Annotated in this window: 14 protein-coding genes; 6 read left to right on the top strand and 8 right to left on the bottom strand. The window is 39.7% G+C overall.

The genetic code is table 11. The features are described from left to right. Positions 1 to 110 precede the first annotated feature (110 nt). Complete coding sequence (gene fabD / locus HWQ42_RS18745; protein WP_292814819.1) at positions 111 to 992, top strand: ACP S-malonyltransferase; 882 nt, start codon at positions 111 to 113, stop codon at positions 990 to 992. A 98-nt stretch (positions 993 to 1,090) separates the two neighbouring features. Here fabD and HWQ42_RS35590 read toward each other — a convergent pair whose 3' ends face one another. Next, entirely contained in the window at positions 1,091 to 1,243 is a 153-nt protein-coding gene (locus HWQ42_RS35590; protein ID WP_334813761.1) for a hypothetical protein, read from the bottom strand. A gap of 206 nt (positions 1,244 to 1,449) precedes the next feature. After that, positions 1,450 to 6,918 (bottom strand): ATP-binding sensor histidine kinase, encoded by a 5,469-nt coding sequence (locus tag HWQ42_RS18750; protein ID WP_292814822.1) that lies wholly within the window; start codon positions 6,916 to 6,918, stop codon positions 1,450 to 1,452. A 133-nt stretch (positions 6,919 to 7,051) separates the two neighbouring features. Here HWQ42_RS18750 and HWQ42_RS18755 point away from each other — a divergent pair, with 133 nt between their 5' ends. The 4 genes from HWQ42_RS18755 (at position 7,052) to HWQ42_RS18770 (ending at position 12,052) form a co-directional block, all read left to right on the top strand. After that, positions 7,052 to 7,690: a 1-acyl-sn-glycerol-3-phosphate acyltransferase gene (locus HWQ42_RS18755; protein WP_292814825.1), complete on the top strand. Its 639-nt coding sequence runs from the start codon at positions 7,052 to 7,054 to the stop codon at positions 7,688 to 7,690. Between the two features lie 273 nt (positions 7,691 to 7,963). Continuing rightward, the gene (locus HWQ42_RS18760) at positions 7,964 to 9,001 is read left to right on the top strand and encodes an AI-2E family transporter (protein ID WP_292814827.1); all 1,038 of its coding nucleotides are present in this window, start codon (positions 7,964 to 7,966) and stop codon (positions 8,999 to 9,001) included. Between the two features lie 151 nt (positions 9,002 to 9,152). Next, the gene (locus HWQ42_RS18765; RefSeq protein ID WP_041565097.1) at positions 9,153 to 9,449 is read left to right on the top strand and encodes a DUF2288 domain-containing protein; all 297 of its coding nucleotides are present in this window, start codon (positions 9,153 to 9,155) and stop codon (positions 9,447 to 9,449) included. Between the two features lie 197 nt (positions 9,450 to 9,646). After that, complete coding sequence (locus tag HWQ42_RS18770) at positions 9,647 to 12,052, top strand: endonuclease MutS2 (RefSeq protein ID WP_292814830.1); 2,406 nt, start codon at positions 9,647 to 9,649, stop codon at positions 12,050 to 12,052. Between the two features lie 413 nt (positions 12,053 to 12,465). Here the strand turns inward: HWQ42_RS18770 and HWQ42_RS18775 are convergent, their stop codons facing one another. From HWQ42_RS18775 to HWQ42_RS18800, 6 genes are all read right to left on the bottom strand, one after another. Further along, positions 12,466 to 12,927, bottom strand: a complete 462-nt coding sequence (locus HWQ42_RS18775; RefSeq protein WP_292814832.1) for a GNAT family N-acetyltransferase — start codon at positions 12,925 to 12,927, stop codon at positions 12,466 to 12,468. Positions 12,928 to 12,951: 24 nt separating this feature from the next. After that, a complete protein-coding gene (locus HWQ42_RS18780) occupies positions 12,952 to 13,734 on the bottom strand; it encodes a class I SAM-dependent methyltransferase (RefSeq protein ID WP_292814833.1) in 783 nt (260 codons plus the stop codon). A gap of 60 nt (positions 13,735 to 13,794) precedes the next feature. After that, on the bottom strand, positions 13,795 to 14,490 hold the full coding sequence (locus HWQ42_RS18785; RefSeq protein ID WP_292814835.1) for an HAD family hydrolase: 696 nt from the start codon (positions 14,488 to 14,490) through the stop codon (positions 13,795 to 13,797). An 81-nt stretch (positions 14,491 to 14,571) separates the two neighbouring features. Beyond that, positions 14,572 to 15,225, bottom strand: coding sequence for an HAD family hydrolase (locus tag HWQ42_RS18790; protein WP_292814838.1), 654 nt, complete (start codon positions 15,223 to 15,225; stop codon positions 14,572 to 14,574). A 2-nt stretch (positions 15,226 to 15,227) separates the two neighbouring features. Further along, positions 15,228 to 16,937, bottom strand: coding sequence for a fumarate reductase/succinate dehydrogenase flavoprotein subunit (locus HWQ42_RS18795; protein WP_292814840.1), 1,710 nt, complete (start codon positions 16,935 to 16,937; stop codon positions 15,228 to 15,230). 26 nt (positions 16,938 to 16,963) lie between these two features. After that, entirely contained in the window at positions 16,964 to 18,022 is a 1,059-nt protein-coding gene (locus tag HWQ42_RS18800; protein ID WP_292814843.1) for a sulfonate ABC transporter substrate-binding protein, read from the bottom strand. Positions 18,023 to 18,369: 347 nt separating this feature from the next. Between HWQ42_RS18800 and HWQ42_RS18805 the strand changes: the two genes are divergently transcribed. Beyond that, positions 18,370 to 18,840, top strand: a complete 471-nt coding sequence (locus HWQ42_RS18805; RefSeq protein ID WP_292814846.1) for an NADAR domain-containing protein — start codon at positions 18,370 to 18,372, stop codon at positions 18,838 to 18,840. The last annotated feature ends 101 nt before the right edge of the window (positions 18,841 to 18,941 follow it).

The raw sequence follows: 18,941 nt of genomic DNA on the forward strand, positions 1-18,941 counted from the left end.
GAGTAGCCGCTGGCGCGTCTATGTCATTAGTCCTTTGTCCTTTTTTATTCACAAATGACCAATGACAAATGACCAATGACAAATGACCAATGACCACTGACTATTGACAAATGACAAAAACTGCATGGGTGTTTCCCGGACAAGGTTCCCAAACGCTGGGAATGGGAATGGATTTACTAGATATACCGTCCGCTAAAGACAAGCTTGCCAAAGCTGAGGATATTTTGGGTTGGTCTGTAACTGAAATTTGTCAAACTCAAGAAGAGAAATTATCACAGACGCTGTATACTCAGCCAAGTCTTTATGTAGTTGAAAGCATTCTTGCTGACCTGCTTCGAGAACGAGGACATCAGCCAGATTTAGTTGCTGGTCACAGTTTGGGAGAATATACTGCTCTTTATGTAGCGGGTGTCTTTGAGTGGTCGGCTGGTTTATATCTGGTGAAGCGTCGTGCAGAACTTATGGATAGTTCCATCGATGGGATGATGGCAGCTTTGATGAACTTTGACCACGAACAGCTAGAAAAAGTCATTTCTCTAACGCCTGATGTGGTAATCGCAAATGATAATAGTTCGGCTCAGGTGGTAATTTCAGGCACTACTGAAGCTGTACAAGCGGTGATGACTCAAGTTAAAGCAAAACGTGCTATTCCCTTAAAAGTTTCTGGAGCATTTCATTCACATTTAATCGCACCAGCAGCTGCGGAATTCCAAGACATTTTAGAATCTGTAGAATTTCAACCCGCGATTGTGCCAGTAGTATCTAATGTCGAACCAATTCCGTCCATTGATGCTGCTATTTTAAAGCAACGCCTGAACAAACAAATGACTGGTTCTGTAAGATGGCGAGAAATTTGTCTGCAATTACCAGCCAACGGTATCCAGCGAGTAATAGAAATTGGCCCTGGTAAAGTGCTAACTGGCTTGATTAAACGTAATAGCCCTGATTTAATATTAGAAAATATCCAGAGTGCTGCTAATTTGCCTGGTTAATTTTTTTAGCTTATATCGGTAGGGCTACGACAAATTCTGCGCCCTTTCCTAATGTGGAATTACAATCAAGCAATCAAGTTTACCTTGATGTAGTTCAGTCACAATTTGATAGCTGATAGATAAACCCAATCCAGACCTTTACCCACATCTTTAGTTGTGAAAAAGGGGTCAAATAATTTTGTTAAAGTTGTGTCTGGAACTCCAAGACCATTATCGGCAATGGAAATCTTGATTTGGTTTTCAGATACCAAGCAAGTATGAATCCAAATTAGGCGTGCGCTGCTGATTTGCATCTTCTAAGGCATCAATAGCATTAGACAGAATATTCATAAATACCTGATTAAGTTATCCGGGGTAGCAGATCGCCGGAGGCAAGTTACCATAGTTTTTTATCACTTCTATGGCTGGACACTACGATTTCTCTTTCAGATGATGTTGCAAAATCAATAACGTACTATCATTCCGGAATTGCAATTACAAATTCTGTACCCTTACCCATAACTGAGTTAACGCTCAATTTTCCGCCGTGGGTTTCTTCAACAATTTGCCGAGCGATCGCTAATCCTAATCCTGTCCCTTTCCCCACGGCTTTTGTAGTAAATAAGTGGTCAAAAATCTTTTGTTTTACTGATTCACTCATTCCCTTACCATTATCAGCGATCGCAATTTCCACGCCTTCACTTTTTTGGGAAGTTTTAATTATAATTCGGTTGGGATTGGCCTTAATTTCCTGAAAACTCTGTCCTGTATTTGATTCATCTAGCGCATCAATGGCATTTGCCAGAAGATTCATAAATACTTGATTTAATTGTCCAGGAAAACATTCAACCTTAGGTAAATTGCCATAATCAGTTATCACTTCAATTGCTGGACGTTGTTCGTTTGCTTTCAGGCGATGTTTGAGAATTAAAATCGTACTGTCGATACCTTCATGGATATTAAACGGCACTTTGTAATCTTTATCAGCACGGGAAAAAGTTCTTAAACTAGTGCTGATATTTTCCAGGCGATCGCACGCCATCACCATTGAATCAATTATCTTGGGTAAATCTTCTAAGGTATAATCCAAGTCAATTTCTTTGGCATGTTCTTTGATTTCATCACCTGGATTGGGTAGACTTTCTTGATAGAGTTTCAAGTGTTCAACAATATCCGCAAAGCTGGGTTTAGCTTGTTGAAGGCTGGCAGAAATAAAGCCCAAAGGATTATTCATTTCATGGGCTACCCCAGCAACTAAGTTACCCAGTACCGACATTTTCTCACTTTGGACAATTTGTAATTGGGCTTGTTGTAAGTCTTGTAGTGCAATTCCTGCTTGTTGATATAGTCCAGCATTTTCTAGGGATATTGCTGCTTGAGACGACAGGAGCTTAATTATCCTGAGGCGATCGCTAGTAAATACGCCAGAAGTTAAGCTATTTTCTAGGTAGAGAATCCCCACCATTTGCCCTTGATTAAGAATTGGAGTACAAAATACACTCAGGGGATGATGTTGCAGCATATACTTGCCAATTAAACCAGGAATATCTGTTTTACAATTATTAATTACAACTGTTTGTTGGGTATTTTTGACGTAATGAATAATATTTAGGGGAATATCTTGACAATTGAAGAGTGATTGTGGCTCAAGAATGGTTTGTATTTCCTCATGAGCAATAAAGGTAATTGCCCTAACTAGCCAAGTATCACCAGACACTTGGCTCAACGGGGGCAACCCCCGCACGGCAGTGTCCTTTTCTTGGGGAAGAATTAGTGCAGATTTGTTCGCGCCAGAGTTTTCTAGGATAATACGGGTGAGACTGGCGATGAGTGTGTCTAATTCTAGAGAACTGGAGATAGCTTGAGCGGCTTTGAGGACAGAGGTAAAATCTAGAACATTGGGAATACTGCTGCTGCTAGTACTAGAAGTGCTAAAAGATGAAGAAGTGCCACTAAAGCTAATAGTTTCTAGGGAGTTGAGGCTAATTCGTTGCTGTTGCAGAATGGATTGGAGTAGTTGAGGATAGCGTTTTTCTAGGTCTTCTATTTTGGCTTTTGCACCCCAACGAGCGTAACAGTAGTATGCTTCTTGCATATATGCTTGGGCGACTTTTTCTTTACCCCAATCGAGATAAAATTTGGCTACTAGTTCATTGCTAAGTGCTTCTTCGTTAACGTACTCGTTTTCTTTGGCAAGGGAGATGGCGCGATCGTAATGTTCAAGTGCTTCTGTTTTATTGCCCAACACTCGTTGTTTTTCAGCCTCAACTAAATGCCATTTATGCAGATGATTCATGGGAGCATATTGCGCCCATTGGTACAGAGTGGTTTGATGGATTTCTACCTGGGCGAGAATTACACAAAGCTCAATTTCTGACTTGGGAAATAGTGCCAGGTGCGTCAGGGCAGCATAGAAATAGAAAATCGGCGCAAAAATCACTCCTGCTACTGCGATCAAATACTGCTGGGCTTGGTCAATGTAGTCGCTCGCAGCCTTGTAGTTACCAAAAGAATAGGCAAGTAAAAGTTTGTGGATATATATCTCAGCCATCACCGAAAGTTCATTAGCCTGGCGATGCTTGGGAATCATGATTTCATCATAGATAGTGCCACTCAAACAATCCGGCTGAATCCGGGTTTCCCTGAAGTTCTCTGCCATCTGCCGCATAAGATTTAAATGGGTCTGAGCAGAATGTTGCTTCACCTGAGTCAAGACAGCGTTGTAATTTGCTATATCTGATTCCCAATTGCTTAGTTCAGCACCACTCCAAAAGCCGGCATAGCTGTAACAGCAAACGTTATAACCAGCGTGTAAAAAATCGCCAGTTTCCATACCAGACGTAAAACCAAGTTTCAGTGTCGATATCGTTGCCCTAAAGCTCTCTTGGCGATGCTGAATAAAGCCACCAAACAAAATTAGAATCATAGATTTGAATTCCCCCACATCAAACCGATCGAGCAAATTCAATGCCAATTGCCCAAAGCCATAGCCTGTTTCGATCTCTCCCAAAAAGGTACACAGCACCATTCCGTGAAGCACATACCCCACCGTGGAGGCGGGTGTATTCCCAAACTGAAGCGATAGACTCACCATTTTCGAGCTAACTAGGGGCAATAAACCCGGTATTATCTGGATAATAGGTGAAAACAACATTCCTAACAATTGTATGGCTGCTTTTGCTTGGGGATCAGTCATCACTGGTAGGTCAGCCAGTTCCTCAATTCGTTTGCCTTCGAGTTGACTGCCAAGAACTTGTAGAGCTTTAGCAATCTCAGCATCGTTTAGCTCGATAGATAGCTCAACTCCCAATTCTAAGAGTGCATCTCTGCCCAGTGTAATAGCTTCTAATAGTCTGGTCTGAGATGTCTGGGCAGCAATTTGAATTTCGTAAATTTTAACTTTGTCTAAAATCGTCTGGGCTGATTGCAACACCTGTACCGCTATCTGTTCCATACCTTCAAGGTCAGCATTCAAGTAAGCAGCTTCGGTAGCGGCAACATAGAGACTCAGGGTCAATTCATATTGATCTTGCCAGCAGTTGGCCGTGAGTAGCTCAATCCCGGTCTGTAAATAGACTCTTGCCGCAACATAAGCGGTAGAATTTTTGGCTTTACCTCCTGCTGCCAAGTTAAGTTGAGCCAAGGCTTCTCGTTCGCTTGATTCGGTAATTAACTCTTGTCCTAAATTCAAATGCCCGACAATATCAAACAGTTTTTCCTCTTGTTCTCTCACAGAGGAATTTTGTAAAAGTAATTGGCCAATCTGGAGATGAGTTGCTTGTTTTTGGTTATTAGGAATTAGAGAATAGGCAGCTTGTTGCACCCTGTCATGTAAAAATCTATATTTGGCTAATTGTTTATTGGTATTCCCAATTGACAGCGCCAATTTATCATGATCTTCTCCCTGATAAAACTTATAAACATCACTAATGGGTAAAATCAACCCTTCTTGTAAAGCTTTCCATAAACTAGCAGCTGTTTCAATTTCTGATTCTTCGGAAACAATCGCCAAAGTTGTTAAATTAAATCGATTGCCGATACAAGCTGCTAACTGCAACACCTTTTGAGTTGATTGAGGCAGTCTTTGTAATTGAAATACCATGAACTTAACAACATCATCTGTAACCGCTTGCTGATTTATTTGGGTGATATCACATTGCCAATACCCTGACTCTAAGTTAAATTCAATTAATCCATCTTGGTGTAATGCCTTGAGAAACTGGATAGCAAAAAATGGATTACCTTGAGTTTTTTGAGATACCAGTATAGAAAGAGGTAATGCCAAATTTTCTGTACATTTAAGTGTCTCAGCAACTAATTGATTCACTTGTCCTTGACTCAGTGGTGCTAAAGTAATCGTATTAATTGTCGCTGCTGTTTTTTGGATCTCATTCAAAGTCAGTATTAACGGATGTGATGGGTTGACTTCGTTATCACGATAAGCACCAATTAAGAAAAGATACTTTGTATCAGCCATTAATAACTGCATTAACATCAGTGATGCCGAATCAGCCCATTGCAAGTCATCTAAAAACATCACTAATGGATGTTCAACACTGGTAAAGACTTGGGTAAATTTCTGGAATAATAAATTAAATCGATTTTGTGCCGCAGTTCCTGATAATTCTGTCGCAGGTGGTTGTTGACCAATAATTCTTGATAATTCGGGGATAACTTGAATAATTACCTGTCCATTTTCTCCAATAGCTGCTAGAATGTGGCTTTTCCATTGCTGGATTTGAGCATCGCTTTCTGTTAACAATTGCCACATTAAATCCCGGAAGGCTTGCACAAATGCACTGAAGGGAATATTCCGTTGAAATTGGTCATATTTCCCTTTGATAAAATAACCGTGTTGTTTGACAATTGGTTTATGAACTTCGTTAACTACAACGGTTTTACCAATACCCGAAAAACCAGCGACCAGCATCATTTCTGTCGCACCAAGGCTAACTCTTTCAAATGCTTGGAGTAGGTTTTCTACTTCTGTTTCTCGTCCATAGAGTTTATCAGGGATAATAAAGCGATCGCACACATCCCTTTGGGCAATTTCAAAGTTCTCAATCTTACCAGTTTCTTGGAGTTGAGTTAAACAATTTTCTAAATCAAATTTAATTCCTAATGCACTCTGATAGCGGTCTTCGGCATTTTTCGCCATCAATTTAATTATAATATCTGACAATACTTGCGGAATCTCTTCACTTTTGACTTTTGACTTTTGACTTTTAACTTCCCGAAGGGATGGTGGAAATTTTGCAATATGACAATGTACTAACTCCATTGGGTCATTTGACTGAAACGGTAATTCACCAGTCAGTAATTCGTAAAAAGTTACGCCCAAAGAATAGAAATCCGTGCGGTAATCAATCCCCCGATTCATTCTGCCAGTTTGTTCTGGGGAAATATAAGCAAGTGTCCCTTCTAAAACATTGGGATTGATGAGTGTTTGAGTTTCTCGTGGCAGTAAAGATGCAATACTAAAGTCAATTAATTTAATTTGTTTGGTTTCGGGATTAATTAAAATATTGGCGGGTTTAATATCTTTATGAATAATCCGCCAGCGGTAGAGTATCTCTAAGGTATTGCATAGTGCGATCGCAATTAGTAAAAACTCTTGGAGAGACGCGATATATTGCATCCCTACCGAGGCGAAATAATTTTTAAGAGAAATCCCGCCAAAGTCTTCCATCACCAACGCATAGCCATTTTGGTATAGTTCCAGGCTATAATTTTGGATGATTAGAGGTGAGTTAAGATTTTTAGCTATAGTGTACTGATTACGAAACTGTACTAGTTCACTGAAACTGGGATAAGGATTTTTCAGCAGTTTAATCACTACAGGTAATGAGTCAGTCTCTCGAAACCCTCGATAAACCATTGTTTTAGAACCATTGTAGAGTTCTTCACTGATGCGATATCCGGGAATACTGACTGTAGTGCTATCCATACTGCAAAATCCTAATATTTTATGGATTTAGTATTCCCAAATGGTGAACCAATTCATCTGCACAGCTTTTTTGCGTTTGCTCTGGGCCTTGCGATCGCTTATGCTAAATTCAGTTTGATTTGCATTATCTTCTGTGGACAAAAACCGCGAACCGTTTATCAGTCTGGCACTTTACCACGCCTTTAAATGGTCAGTAGTCAGCCCCATGCTTCACGCTTACTTTCGGGGCCAGATTCATGGTACGGAAAATGTCCCCCAATCAGGGCCGTTATTAGTAGTAAGTAATCACGCTAGTTACTTTGACCCACCGATTGTCTCTAATTGTGTACGTCGTCCTGTGGCGTACATGGCTAAGGAAGAGTTATTTAAAATCCCTGTTTTGGCGCAAGCGATTAAACTGTACGGTGCTTACCCGGTAAGTCGAGGAAGTACCGATCGCAATGCTATCCGTTCCGCCCTAGAATATCTCAATAATGGTTGGGCTGTCGGTGTTTTCTTGCAAGGTACTCGTACCCCAGATGGTCGAATTACAGACCCCAAAAGAGGCGCATTGCTGCTAGCGGCGAAAGCAAAAGCCCCAATATTACCAGTAAGTGTCTGGGGTACTGAGAAGATTTTACAAAAAGGCTCGTCCCGACCTCATGCAGTTCCCATCACTGTGAGAATTGGTAACTTGATTGATGCTCCCACTTCCAGTAATAAAGAGGAATTGGAAGGATTGACACAAAAGTGTGCCACGGTAATTAACGAAATGCATGATTTAGGGCGATAGGCTAGACAAGCTCAGATAACGCAGTTTGCAAGTAAATAAGGTATAAAATGCAGGACTAAAAATCATAATATAAAGAGTTTCTGCCCCCTGCCTCCAAACCAGTAGCTTTGTACTTCATACGAAAGAAAACTGCTGTATATGCTTTAGGGAGGTAGCGATCGCCCCTTAATCTCTGTATCTTTAAGGTCAATCTGCTCTAGCAATGACATTAGACTTTGTGCTTAAATGCAACTGCTAGGCAAATCTACCAGCAATTTCACTCTAAACAGCATTATGAGCGGCTTTGAAGCCAAGAATTTTTGGGAGCGATTAAATAATCTGGCATTAGTCCGCTTTTTGCTTTTAGTTGCTTCTGGCTGGGCAATTGTACAGCTTTTAGCTTACTTTGAAGCAGTCATTGTTATTTTTACATTTGCGGCAATTTTGGCTTTTTTACTCAGCTATCCTGTACAAGGGCTGCGGCGTTTTTTGCCCCACGGTGTAGCTGTTGGCTTAGTTTTCTTACTTAGTATTGTGATTATAGGCGGTCTGATAATTACCGTGGGCTTAACGGTTTTATCTCAAGGACAAGAATTAATTGATAGTATCACTGTGTTTTTAAATTCTTTAGTACCTTTATTAGAAGGACTAGAAGCATTTTTGCGAAGCCGTAATTTACAAATAGATTTAAGTTTCATTGAAGAACAATTGCGGAATCAAGCTGTATCAAGTCTTGTGACTAGTTTGGCTATCTTGCAAGGTTTCATGACGAATTTTGTGACTTTTATATTGATTGCAGTTGTGGCTTTCTTCATGCTATTAGATGGAGATAAATTGTGGAATTTGATTTTAAAAATAGTCCCCAAACATCGCCGCAATAGATTTACAAATATAATCAGACGGTCTTTTTTAGGATTTTTTAGAGGACAGTTATTATTAAGTGCATTTCTCACAAGTACAACTTTTCTAGTTTTCTTAATATTAAAAGTACCTTTTGCTTTGATATTATCAATAATAGTCGGTTTTCTTGATATTATTCCTGGGATTGGAGCGACATTAGGAGTAAGTACAATTACTTTATTTGTCTTATCTCAAGGTGTTTGGTTAGCATTGAAAGTCTTGATAGCTTGTATTGTCCTACAGCAGATACAAGACAATTTGATTTCGCCTCGAATTATGCAAGATGCGCTAAATCTTAATCCTGTAGTGATATTTTTTGCTTTGCTAGTAGGTGCGAGAGTAGCAGGATTATTAGGTGTTTTTATATCTATTCCAATTGCGGGAGTAATTGTATCTTTATTTGAAATTGATGAAATGAAGTCAGAAGTTTAGCTAAAAGGTGAAAGAGACGCGATTAATTGTGTCCTTACAGGAGTTAGGAGAGACGCGATTAATCGCGTCTGTACAAGAGTTTGGAATTGGGAGTTTTTAAAAGTAGCAATTAATGTAAAATAATTTATTAGCCAAGACAAATTGAAGAATGATGTCGGATTTAAAAGCGGAATTAACAGAAATTTTGGATGAGGCAGAGTGGGAGTGGCTAATTCCTCATGTACAACGAGATGCAGTAATTTTGGTAGCACCGGAGTTAAACTTGGTGGATGTTGGAGTAGCGATCGCCAGTGATAACATTCCATCAGTAGAACAGTGGATTGATGAGCAGTTAATTACCAAACCCACAACAGTACAGGTGGGAGAATGGAATCTTGAGCGCAGTAAGCGATTTAATACTCTCATCGTTCAGCCTTACGTTTTGGTGAAGGAAATAGTCGCTACTTAAATTAGTTTCTGTATTGTTTTCGATGACAGTTTGTGTTAGGGTAATTTCTCAGGAAAGATAGCTTGACGTGCCATTTATTACTTGGTGATTACCACACACTATCTGGCTGATTTGAATAAAGCGAAATTTTCTCCTTTAAGATTTAGCCATCTAGGAGCTAGAATTGTTACGATAATTTCAGATTAGATGTTGAAACCTTGATCCAATCTGAAACCTTAGAATTATTAGAATGGCATCGCCTTTGCCAGCACCTTGCCACCTTCGCGGCAACTAAGCTGGGGGCGACAGCTGCGCGTCATCTGAAAATACCCGATTCTCAGACCCAAAGCGAACAGTTGTTAGAGCAAACCAAAGAAGTCTACCAACTGGAAAGTCGCCTGACTACGGGACTGTCATTTGAGGGAATTCAAGATATTGGCGATTCCCTAGAACGGGCAGAACGCAGTGGAGTTTTGGCAGGAGAGGAACTGTTAGCGATCGCCACCACCCTCGCGGGTGCTAGAAGTTTGCGCCGTGTCATCGACAATCAGGAAGATTTACCAATACTGACTGAGTTAGTTGCCGATTTACGGACTTATCCAGAACTAGAACAAGAAATTCACCGATGTATTGATGAACGGGCCCAGGTAACTGACCGCGCCAGTCAAAAACTGGGAGAAATTCGCACAGATTTGCGGCGATTACGCAGCCAAATTACCCAAAAGCTGCAAAACATCTTACAGGCAAAATCTGGAGCAGTTCAAGAACAGCTAATTACGCAACGCAGCGATCGCTTTGTCATCCCCGTAAAAGCACCGCAAAAAGATGCCATCCCTGGTATTGTTCACGACACGTCAACGAGTGGTGCAACCCTTTACGTAGAACCTAATTCGGTAGTACCTCTAGGCAACCAACTGCGGCAAATCATCCGAAGAGAGCAAGCGGAAGAAGAAGCGATTCGCCGTATTTTGACTGAACAAGTCGCCGCAGTCAAACCAGATTTAGAGAGATTATTAGCGATCGCCACCACTTTAGATATGGCAACCGCTAGATCCCGCTATAGTTTCTGGCTAGGAGCGAATCCCCCGCGATTTATCCAGCGTGAAGACAAGGAAACCATTACCTTACGGAACTTACGACATCCTTTGTTAGTGTGGCAACAACAACACGAACAAGGGCAACCAGTAGTTCCTGTAGATTTGTTGATCAACCCGCTAATTCGGGTTGTAACCATTACCGGGCCAAATACTGGCGGTAAAACTGTAACCTTAAAAACTTTGGGGTTAGCAGCATTGATGGCCAAAGTGGGTTTATTTGTGCCCGCCCGCGAACCAGTGGAAATTCCTTGGTTTGACAAAGTGCTGGCAGATATTGGCGATGAACAATCCTTACAGCAAAGTTTATCCACATTCTCTGGACACATCCGCCGGATTAGTCGGATTTTAGAAGCATTGGGAGATGAGGGAGAGTCCAATGCCCCATGCCCCATGCCCAATTCCCTAGTTTTACTTGATGAAGTCGGCGCAGGAACCGATCCAGTTGAAGGAAGTGCCCTAGCGATCGCCTTGTTACAATATCTTGCTAACCATGCCCAACTAACGATCGCCACCACTCACTTCGGCGAGTTAAAAGCTCTGAAATACGAAGACGAGCGGTTTGAAAATGCCTCTGTCGAATTTGACGAAAGTACTCTCTCGCCTACTTACCGTCTGCTGTGGGGCATCCCCGGACGTTCTAATGCCTTAACCATTGCCTTACGCCTGGGATTAAAACCAGAAGTGGTAGAAGAGGCGAAAATGCAAGTGGGAGAGGCCACAGATGAAGTCAACCAAGTAATTGCTGGCTTAGAAGCTCAACGTCGTCGTCAGGAAACCAAAGCAGCCGAAGCCCAAAGTTTGTTGCAGCAAGCGGAACGTTTATACAAAGAAGTATCCGCAAAAGCCGCAAGCTTGGAAGAAAGGGAAAGCAGTTTGCGGGCTTCACAGGAAATAGCAGTCCAACAGGCGATCGCCCAAGCAAAAGGTGAAATTGCCCAAGTTATTCGACGCTTGCAGAAAGGTACGCCCACAGCGCAAGAAGCCCAGCAAGCCACCAATGCTTTGAATCAAATTGGCCAGCAATATCAGCCAGCAACGCCAGCAAAACCAAAAGCTGGGTTTATGCCCAAAGTAGGCGATCGCGTCCGCATTCCAAAATTGGGACAGATAGCAGATGTGATCACCGCCCCTGATGAAGATGGGGAGTTAAGCGTTCGCTTTGGGCTAATGAAGATGACGGTGAAGTTGCAAGATGTAGAATCTCTAGATGGTCAAAAACCCGAACCAGTTGTTAAAGCCAAACCAGCTCCAGCAGCAGTAACCCCGCCACCACAAAATGTCCTAGAAATTCGGACTTCCCAAAATACCATCGATTTGCGTGGTAAACGGGTGGCTGATGCCGAATACATTTTAGATAAAGCCATCTCGGAAGCTACAGGCCCACTCTGGATTATTCACGGGTACGGCACTGGTAAGCTACGACAAGGAGTTCACGCCTTTTTGCAACAGCATTCCAGAGTGAACAACTACGAACCAGCAGAACAAGCAGATGGCGGCACTGGTGTTACCGTTGTTCATATAAAATAAAGTTTACTTGCAAATGGTAATCCTCAGAATATTTAGAGAAACTACCAAGTAACGTTTACTGTTTGCAAGTCTCTTTATTAATCATCACCTATAGTTCAATACAGTTTAGATAAGCCCAAAACCCAATACGCTTGGGTTAGCGCCAAAAATCTTAAACTGTGTAGGTTGGATGGAGGCGCAAATTAGTATCTTGGCAACAAATGAACAATTTATATTGCGCCGTAACCCAACATCAAGGGATATTAATTTTAGCAAATAATTAAATATATAAAATAGCTTTAGCATTGATTTTATCCAATAAATTGAAAGATTATTATAGTGTGAAGATTTTCTGTTTTTCCGATATTATGTGTTGGGTTCCACTACGTTCCACCCAACCTACAGGAGAGAGCGATCGCACTGCATATTTTTTATTAAATCAATTTCTTCTGAAAAGTTAATGATTGCTTGATATTGGTATAGCCAATTTTCTCATAAAACAAGTGAGCCTCTTTGCGTTTAATATTAGAACGTAACAGAACACTATCACATCCAGCCAGAGAAGCCCACTGTTCAATTTGATGCATCAAAAAACGTCCAATTCCACTATGACGATAATCTTTATCTACAACTAATCCCAAAAGAATCGCTGGAGTCGAAATAACTATTGAGTCACAAATATGAGCGTGTGCCCAAGCTATTACATATTCATCTTCTAAAGTGGCAACATAGACAATATGAGCATCGTTATTTTCAATTTTAGTAAGGCGCTGCTCTATTTGTTGATTTGTCACAGAATATTCAAGTTGTTCGCAAAGACTAGCAATTTGCTCTACATCTTTAATCTCAGCTTGTCTAATTTTAATTTTTTCACCTACACTAACTTTATTTGTCATAATTTTATTTGAAATTACAATTATTTAGTTATCCAGCGTTGCACGGATAAAACGATAGCCTATATCAATCTCTGTCAAATTGTGAATATCACCATATTTTTTGCTCCATTCCCCACTACTTAAATCTGCTGCAAGTAACTTTACTCCTTGCTCTACTAAATCTTGATTTGCTAACCCAAAAGATGATATTCCCGCACGTACTTCTGCTTGAAGATATAACTCTGGCCGCCTCCAGCCTGCTGCTGCGAATAAATCAGATAAATCGTATGGTAATAAAAGAGGTATAGCTTCAACACGCCTTTTAGTATTACTCTGAATTAAATTAACCTGTTCATTAAGTGGTAAAAATCGCAACGCATCTTCCCACAAAAACGGAAAATAATCATAAAGCCATATTTTCTGAGCTAATCTAATATCAAAAGTTAACAAAATTATTGCCCCATCTCTAATTATTCTGTGCATTTCCTGAAAAGCTTTTTCGAGATGAGAAAAGTGATGAATTGCTAGGATACTTACAATGCCATCAACAGAGTTATCTAATAGAGGTAAATTTTCTGCATAGCCAGTAAACCACTTAATTTGCTGATGTTCTACTGCTTGTTTTTGCATAACTACAGAAGGTTCAACAGCATTAACAATAAATCCTTTATTGGCTAGCGCTAGACTGTAGCCACCGGTACCAGCGCCGATATCAGCAATAATGCTACCTTTGGGTAAATTGAGTAAATCAATTAATTTATTGACAATGCGGATATCAGGAACGCGAGTTTTTGAGTATTGTTGACCAATTGAATTATATATAGACATATTAGAAAATTCTTAAAAATAAATTAATATTTAACTTTAGATGAATAAATCAAAAACCTGTTAGTTAAACAATTCCAGCAAATTTAAGAGTTCATTTATCATAAACTTTGGTTTTGCTTCTTGTGGTAAATTTTGATTTTTTCTGTTGTAATAGCAAAAATCCATTTTGACTTGTGTTGCTCCCGCATAGTCATGCTTTAGAGAATCTCCAATGTAAATAACTTCTGCTGGCGTTAAATTTAACCTAGATAAAGCATGATAGAATATCTCAGGAGATGGTTTAGCAAAACCAATTGCTTCAGAAACTACAACTTCTTCAAAAAAATGTTCAATTCCCGCAGCTTGCATTCTCGGTAGTTGTGCTGATACAAACCCGTTAGTAATGACAGCCAAACGATAATTACCTGCGAGAACAGTTAGTACTTCATTTACATCAGGTTCCATTACGCCCGAATGATTAAAAATATGCCAAAAACTTTGGCTAAGATTGCTGATTTGATCTGTTTGTATATCTAATTGAGCAAGTGTACTTTGATAAGACATCTCGATTAACTCACGAGGAGAAAAAATTTCTCGCTGTCTCCAATACTTGGAATTATAAGTTTCAAATACTTGCAAAAAAACATTTTCACTTATTCTATTTAAATCTAAAGATATTGTACAAGCTTCCAAGGCACCAAGAATAGCTTGACGTTCACATATTTCAAAATTTAATAGTGTATTATCGAGATCGAAAATCATGGCTTTATAACTCATTCAATTCTTTAATTCACGAAAATGCTTTCTTCAATAGTTGATATTTTTCTAATTATTTTTAGTATTCCTCTAAAATCTTGACTATATATAAAGTTTATAGTTTTTATCATTAGGCTTCCTGACTAAAATTGCTTGTATATCTGCCCGTAATGCTCCTGCGATATCAGCATCGTAGCTATCACCTATCATTACACATTCTGTTTTTTCAATCTTTAAATCATTGATGACATGAGCATAAAATTTGAGGTTGGGTTTTTCATATCCAATTTTTCCAGACGTATATATTTTTTCAAAGTATTCTGTAATATTTAATTGGTCTATGATTTCGTGTAACTCAGGTATATGATTTGATAAAATTATATTTTTATAATTATTCTTGATTGTATATTGTAAAATAGGAATTACATTATCATACAAATGCCATTTTTCAATATTCTTATATTCATTTTGGACTTGAAAAGCATATTTTGTTGCCTGATTTTTATTTATCCCTACTCTCTCATATATTTCTGCAAAGTATTCATTCATGTATTCCCACCATGTTTTTTCATTAAACAATAAACTATGAGAAGTTTCAGGCGAGTGCCAAGGAAAGACATTCTTCAAGAATGGTCGAATATCTTCTAAATCTATGTTGTAGATTCTATTCAATATTAAAATTGAATGTAATGTTTCACTCCACATTCCTTGACGATAACCTAGTGTATTATCAAAATCCCAAAATAAATATTTCATTTTTATCTCGCTGCTATATCATAAATTTCATGATGTAAATTTACATCCACAATGTAAGGATCTACAGGGCGTTTAAACAATACCATTTCCCCTAATTCATCTTTCTTTAAGTTGACATGACAAAACCACTCATCATCATTATTTTCGGGATAATCTAAACGGTAATGATAAAGTCCCCAACGAGTCTCTTGACGATATAATGATGCTCTGGCTGCCATTTCTGCACAGTCGCGAATAAAGTGAACTTCTAGACTACGCATCAATTCATGAGGGTCACGAGCGCCCATTAAATCTAATGTTTCTTGATATTGCACAAAATGTTTTAAACCAATCTCGATTTTATTACCTGATTTTGGTGGTTGCAGATAATCATTAACTAAGCGTCTTAATTTATATTCTACCTGGGTATGAGGTACACCATTCGGACGAGTTAAAGCTGCATAAATTCTGGTTTTTTCAGCTTCTAAAAAATCTGTATCTGGTTCAATAAAATCTATATTTTGGATATATTCAATGGCATGAGTTCCGGCTATCCGACCAAAAACAAATGCTCCAATCATGTAATTATGGGGAACGCTGGCCATATCTCCGGCTGCATATAAACCTGGGACGGTTGTTTGAGCGTTTTCATTTACCCATACACCAGAAGCACTATGACCGCTACATAAGCCTATTTCGGAAATGTGCATCTCTACGCCGTGGGTGCGGTAATCTTCATTTCTACCTTGATGAAAACGTTCTCTACTTGGTCGTTCATTCGCCCAAAGAATAGATTCAATTTCAGCGATTGTATCTTCATCAAGATGGGTCATTTTGAGTTGAACTGGCCCTTTCCCAGAATTTAATTCTTTCCAGATTTCCAACATCATTTGACCACTCCAATAGTCACAGCTAATGAAGCGATTTCCTTCAGCGTTGGCTGTATGTGCGCCAAAAGGCCCTGCAACATAAGCACAGGCGGGGCCGTTGTAATCTTTGATTAAAGGATTAACTTGAAAGCATTCAATATTACTAAGTTCTGCACCTGCATGATAAGCCATTGAATAGCCATCTCCGGCATTGGTAGGATTTTCATAAGTGCCGTAAAGATAGCCAGAAGCAGGTAATCCTAATCTGCCACAAGCACCTGTACATAAGATAACGGCTTTAGCTTGAATGATAATATAATCACCGTTTCTGACATCAAATCCTACTGCACCAATAGCACGTCCGGCTTTAACTAAGACGCGGGTTGCCATGACGCGATTTGTGACTTTGACTTTATGGCGTTTAACTTGGCGGGCAAGAATGGTTTTGAGGTCTTTTCCTTCTGGCATAGGTAAGACATATTTACCCACACGATGCACTTGTTTTAAGTCATAGTTGCCTTGGGCATCTTTTTGAAATTTCACGCCCCAACTTTCTAATTCTTGGATGACTTCGTAACCTAATTTGCCTGTTTGATAAACGGCTTTTTGGTTGACAATGCCATCGTTAGCAAGGGTGATTTCGCGCACGTATTGTTCTGGGGTGGAATGGCCGGGAATAACTGCGGTATTCACGCCATCCATACCCATTGCGATCGCACCACTCCGTCGGATGTTAGCCTTTTCTAAAATAAGCACCTCTGCATCGGGATTCGCTTGTTTGGCTTTAATTCCAGCCATTGTCCCAGCTGTACCGCCACCAATGACAAGTACATCCGTTTTTATTTGTTGGGTGTTGATGTCCATAAACTTTTGCGAGTAGGGAGGAAATTCTAAGATTTATTACCGTTCCAAACAATATCTTTTACTTGGATTTGCTTGGGAACTAGCTTGATTTTGTGAAAAGTATCCGCAATATTTTGTTGCTGAGTGATTACTTCATCTGTTAGCGGTAAAACACCATACTTTCGTCGCTTTTCGGCAATTTCTAATGCTGCTGCGGGGATACCTAACTCTGGTTCTAAAAACTTGGCAACTTCTTCTGGATTATTTGTTGCCCATTTATCTACAATGCTTACTTCATCTAACAGGGTTTTCAACAAATCTGGGTGAGATTTAACAAACTCTTGACGCGCAAGATAGTAACCCCGATTCGGTGCTAAATTTGTCGCATCTGTTAATATCCTAACCTTTGTGTCGTGTTCAACTGCTGCTAGGTAAGGGTCCCAAATTGCCCAAGCATCAACGTTACCACCAGTAAATGCGGCACGGGCATCTGCTGGTGTTAGATGTGCTGGTTGAATGTCACTATACTTTAATCCGGCAGCTTCTACAGCTTTGACAACAAGATAGTTAGTGTTCGAGCCTTTAGCAAAGGCTAATTTTTTCCCTTTAAGGTCAGCAACCGTTTTAATTGGTGAATCTTTCGGTACAATAATTGCTTCAGCTTTGGGACTCCAAGGATCATAAGCAACATAAAGCAAGGGAGTACCTCCGGCTTGGGCAAATATTGGTGGTGATTCACCTGTATAGCCAAAGTCAATACTACCTGCGTTCATTGCTTCTAGCATAGGTGGCCCGGCGGGGAATTCTGCCCATGTCACTGAAGCACCAGCAGTCGTTAAAGCTTGCGCTAAATTGCCTCGGTTTTTGAGAGCACTGAGAATAGTCGCCGCTTTTTGATAGCCGATACGAACTACCACACCTTGATTTGCTGTCTGTGTTGCTACAGAGTTACCTGTATTGTTGGCAGAACACGCAGATATCACAAGAGTCAAACTTAACCCACAGGTAAAGAATAAGGCAAATATGCCAATTCTGGATATTTCATAATTCTGAAGAAAGCTGCTGACAATCTTCATCAGTCGATTTGGTAAAAACTTAGCGAACATACCTACATTTAAACTACAAGCAATATAAATACTACTATAATTCGGGCGATTTACCGTATTTTGCTCATAAAATATTCACATAGATAAGCACCAGAAAACGAACTTAGCAGAGAATTGATTAATTACCGTGACTCACTCAAGGCTAACGTCAGTGAACAGGGTGAAAAATTGCTAGGTGGTAAACACATCTAGGGAAAGCTCATGAGTAAAGTAGTAAACTTACTGTTCTAAGAATTGTGTAAAGTGATTCCCATGACCTGATGTTAAAACCCTTCATACAAATGAAGGGTTTTGAAATCTAAACTTTCAGTTACCCTGAAGTTGATATATAAAAGAGCAATTTTCAAATGACCATTTACTTTTATAAGGTTTGGCAGCCTTATGGCTGTTTTTCTAACTTTTCTCTCCACGGAATCCACATCGAGGGTGCTTACTGGCCAACGGTTGAGCATTATTATCAAGCGCAAAAGTTTGTAGGCAGCACAGATGCGGCAATTATACCTCTCATCCATGCTGCCGCCACCCCAGAAGAAGCTGCCACTTTAGGAAGATGTAGCACTCGCCAACTCCGACGAGACTGGGATTTGGTTAAAACTCAAATTATGCGAGAAGCTGTACTCAAAAAGTTTCTCACTCATACCGATATCAGAGAAGTTCTTTTGAAGACAGGTGATGAGATTTTGGTTGAAAACTCCCCAACCGATTCTTTTTGGGGCTGTGGTGCTAATAAAAGCGGTCAAAACCAGCTCGGTAAAACTCTCATGAGTGTGCGTGAAGAAATTCGTAATTTACTATCTTTAACGGTAATTTACGAATGATTTAATCAAAATAGTTACATTCAACATAAAGTCAGTAATTAAACGGGGAATAGTAAAATTCCCCAGCCCAAAATATTTTAAGAAATTACTAATAATTTATT

The sequence above is a fragment of the Nostoc sp. JL23 genome (assembly GCF_017115065.1).
GTDB classification, from domain to species: domain Bacteria; phylum Cyanobacteriota; class Cyanobacteriia; order Cyanobacteriales; family Nostocaceae; genus Nostoc; species Nostoc punctiforme_A.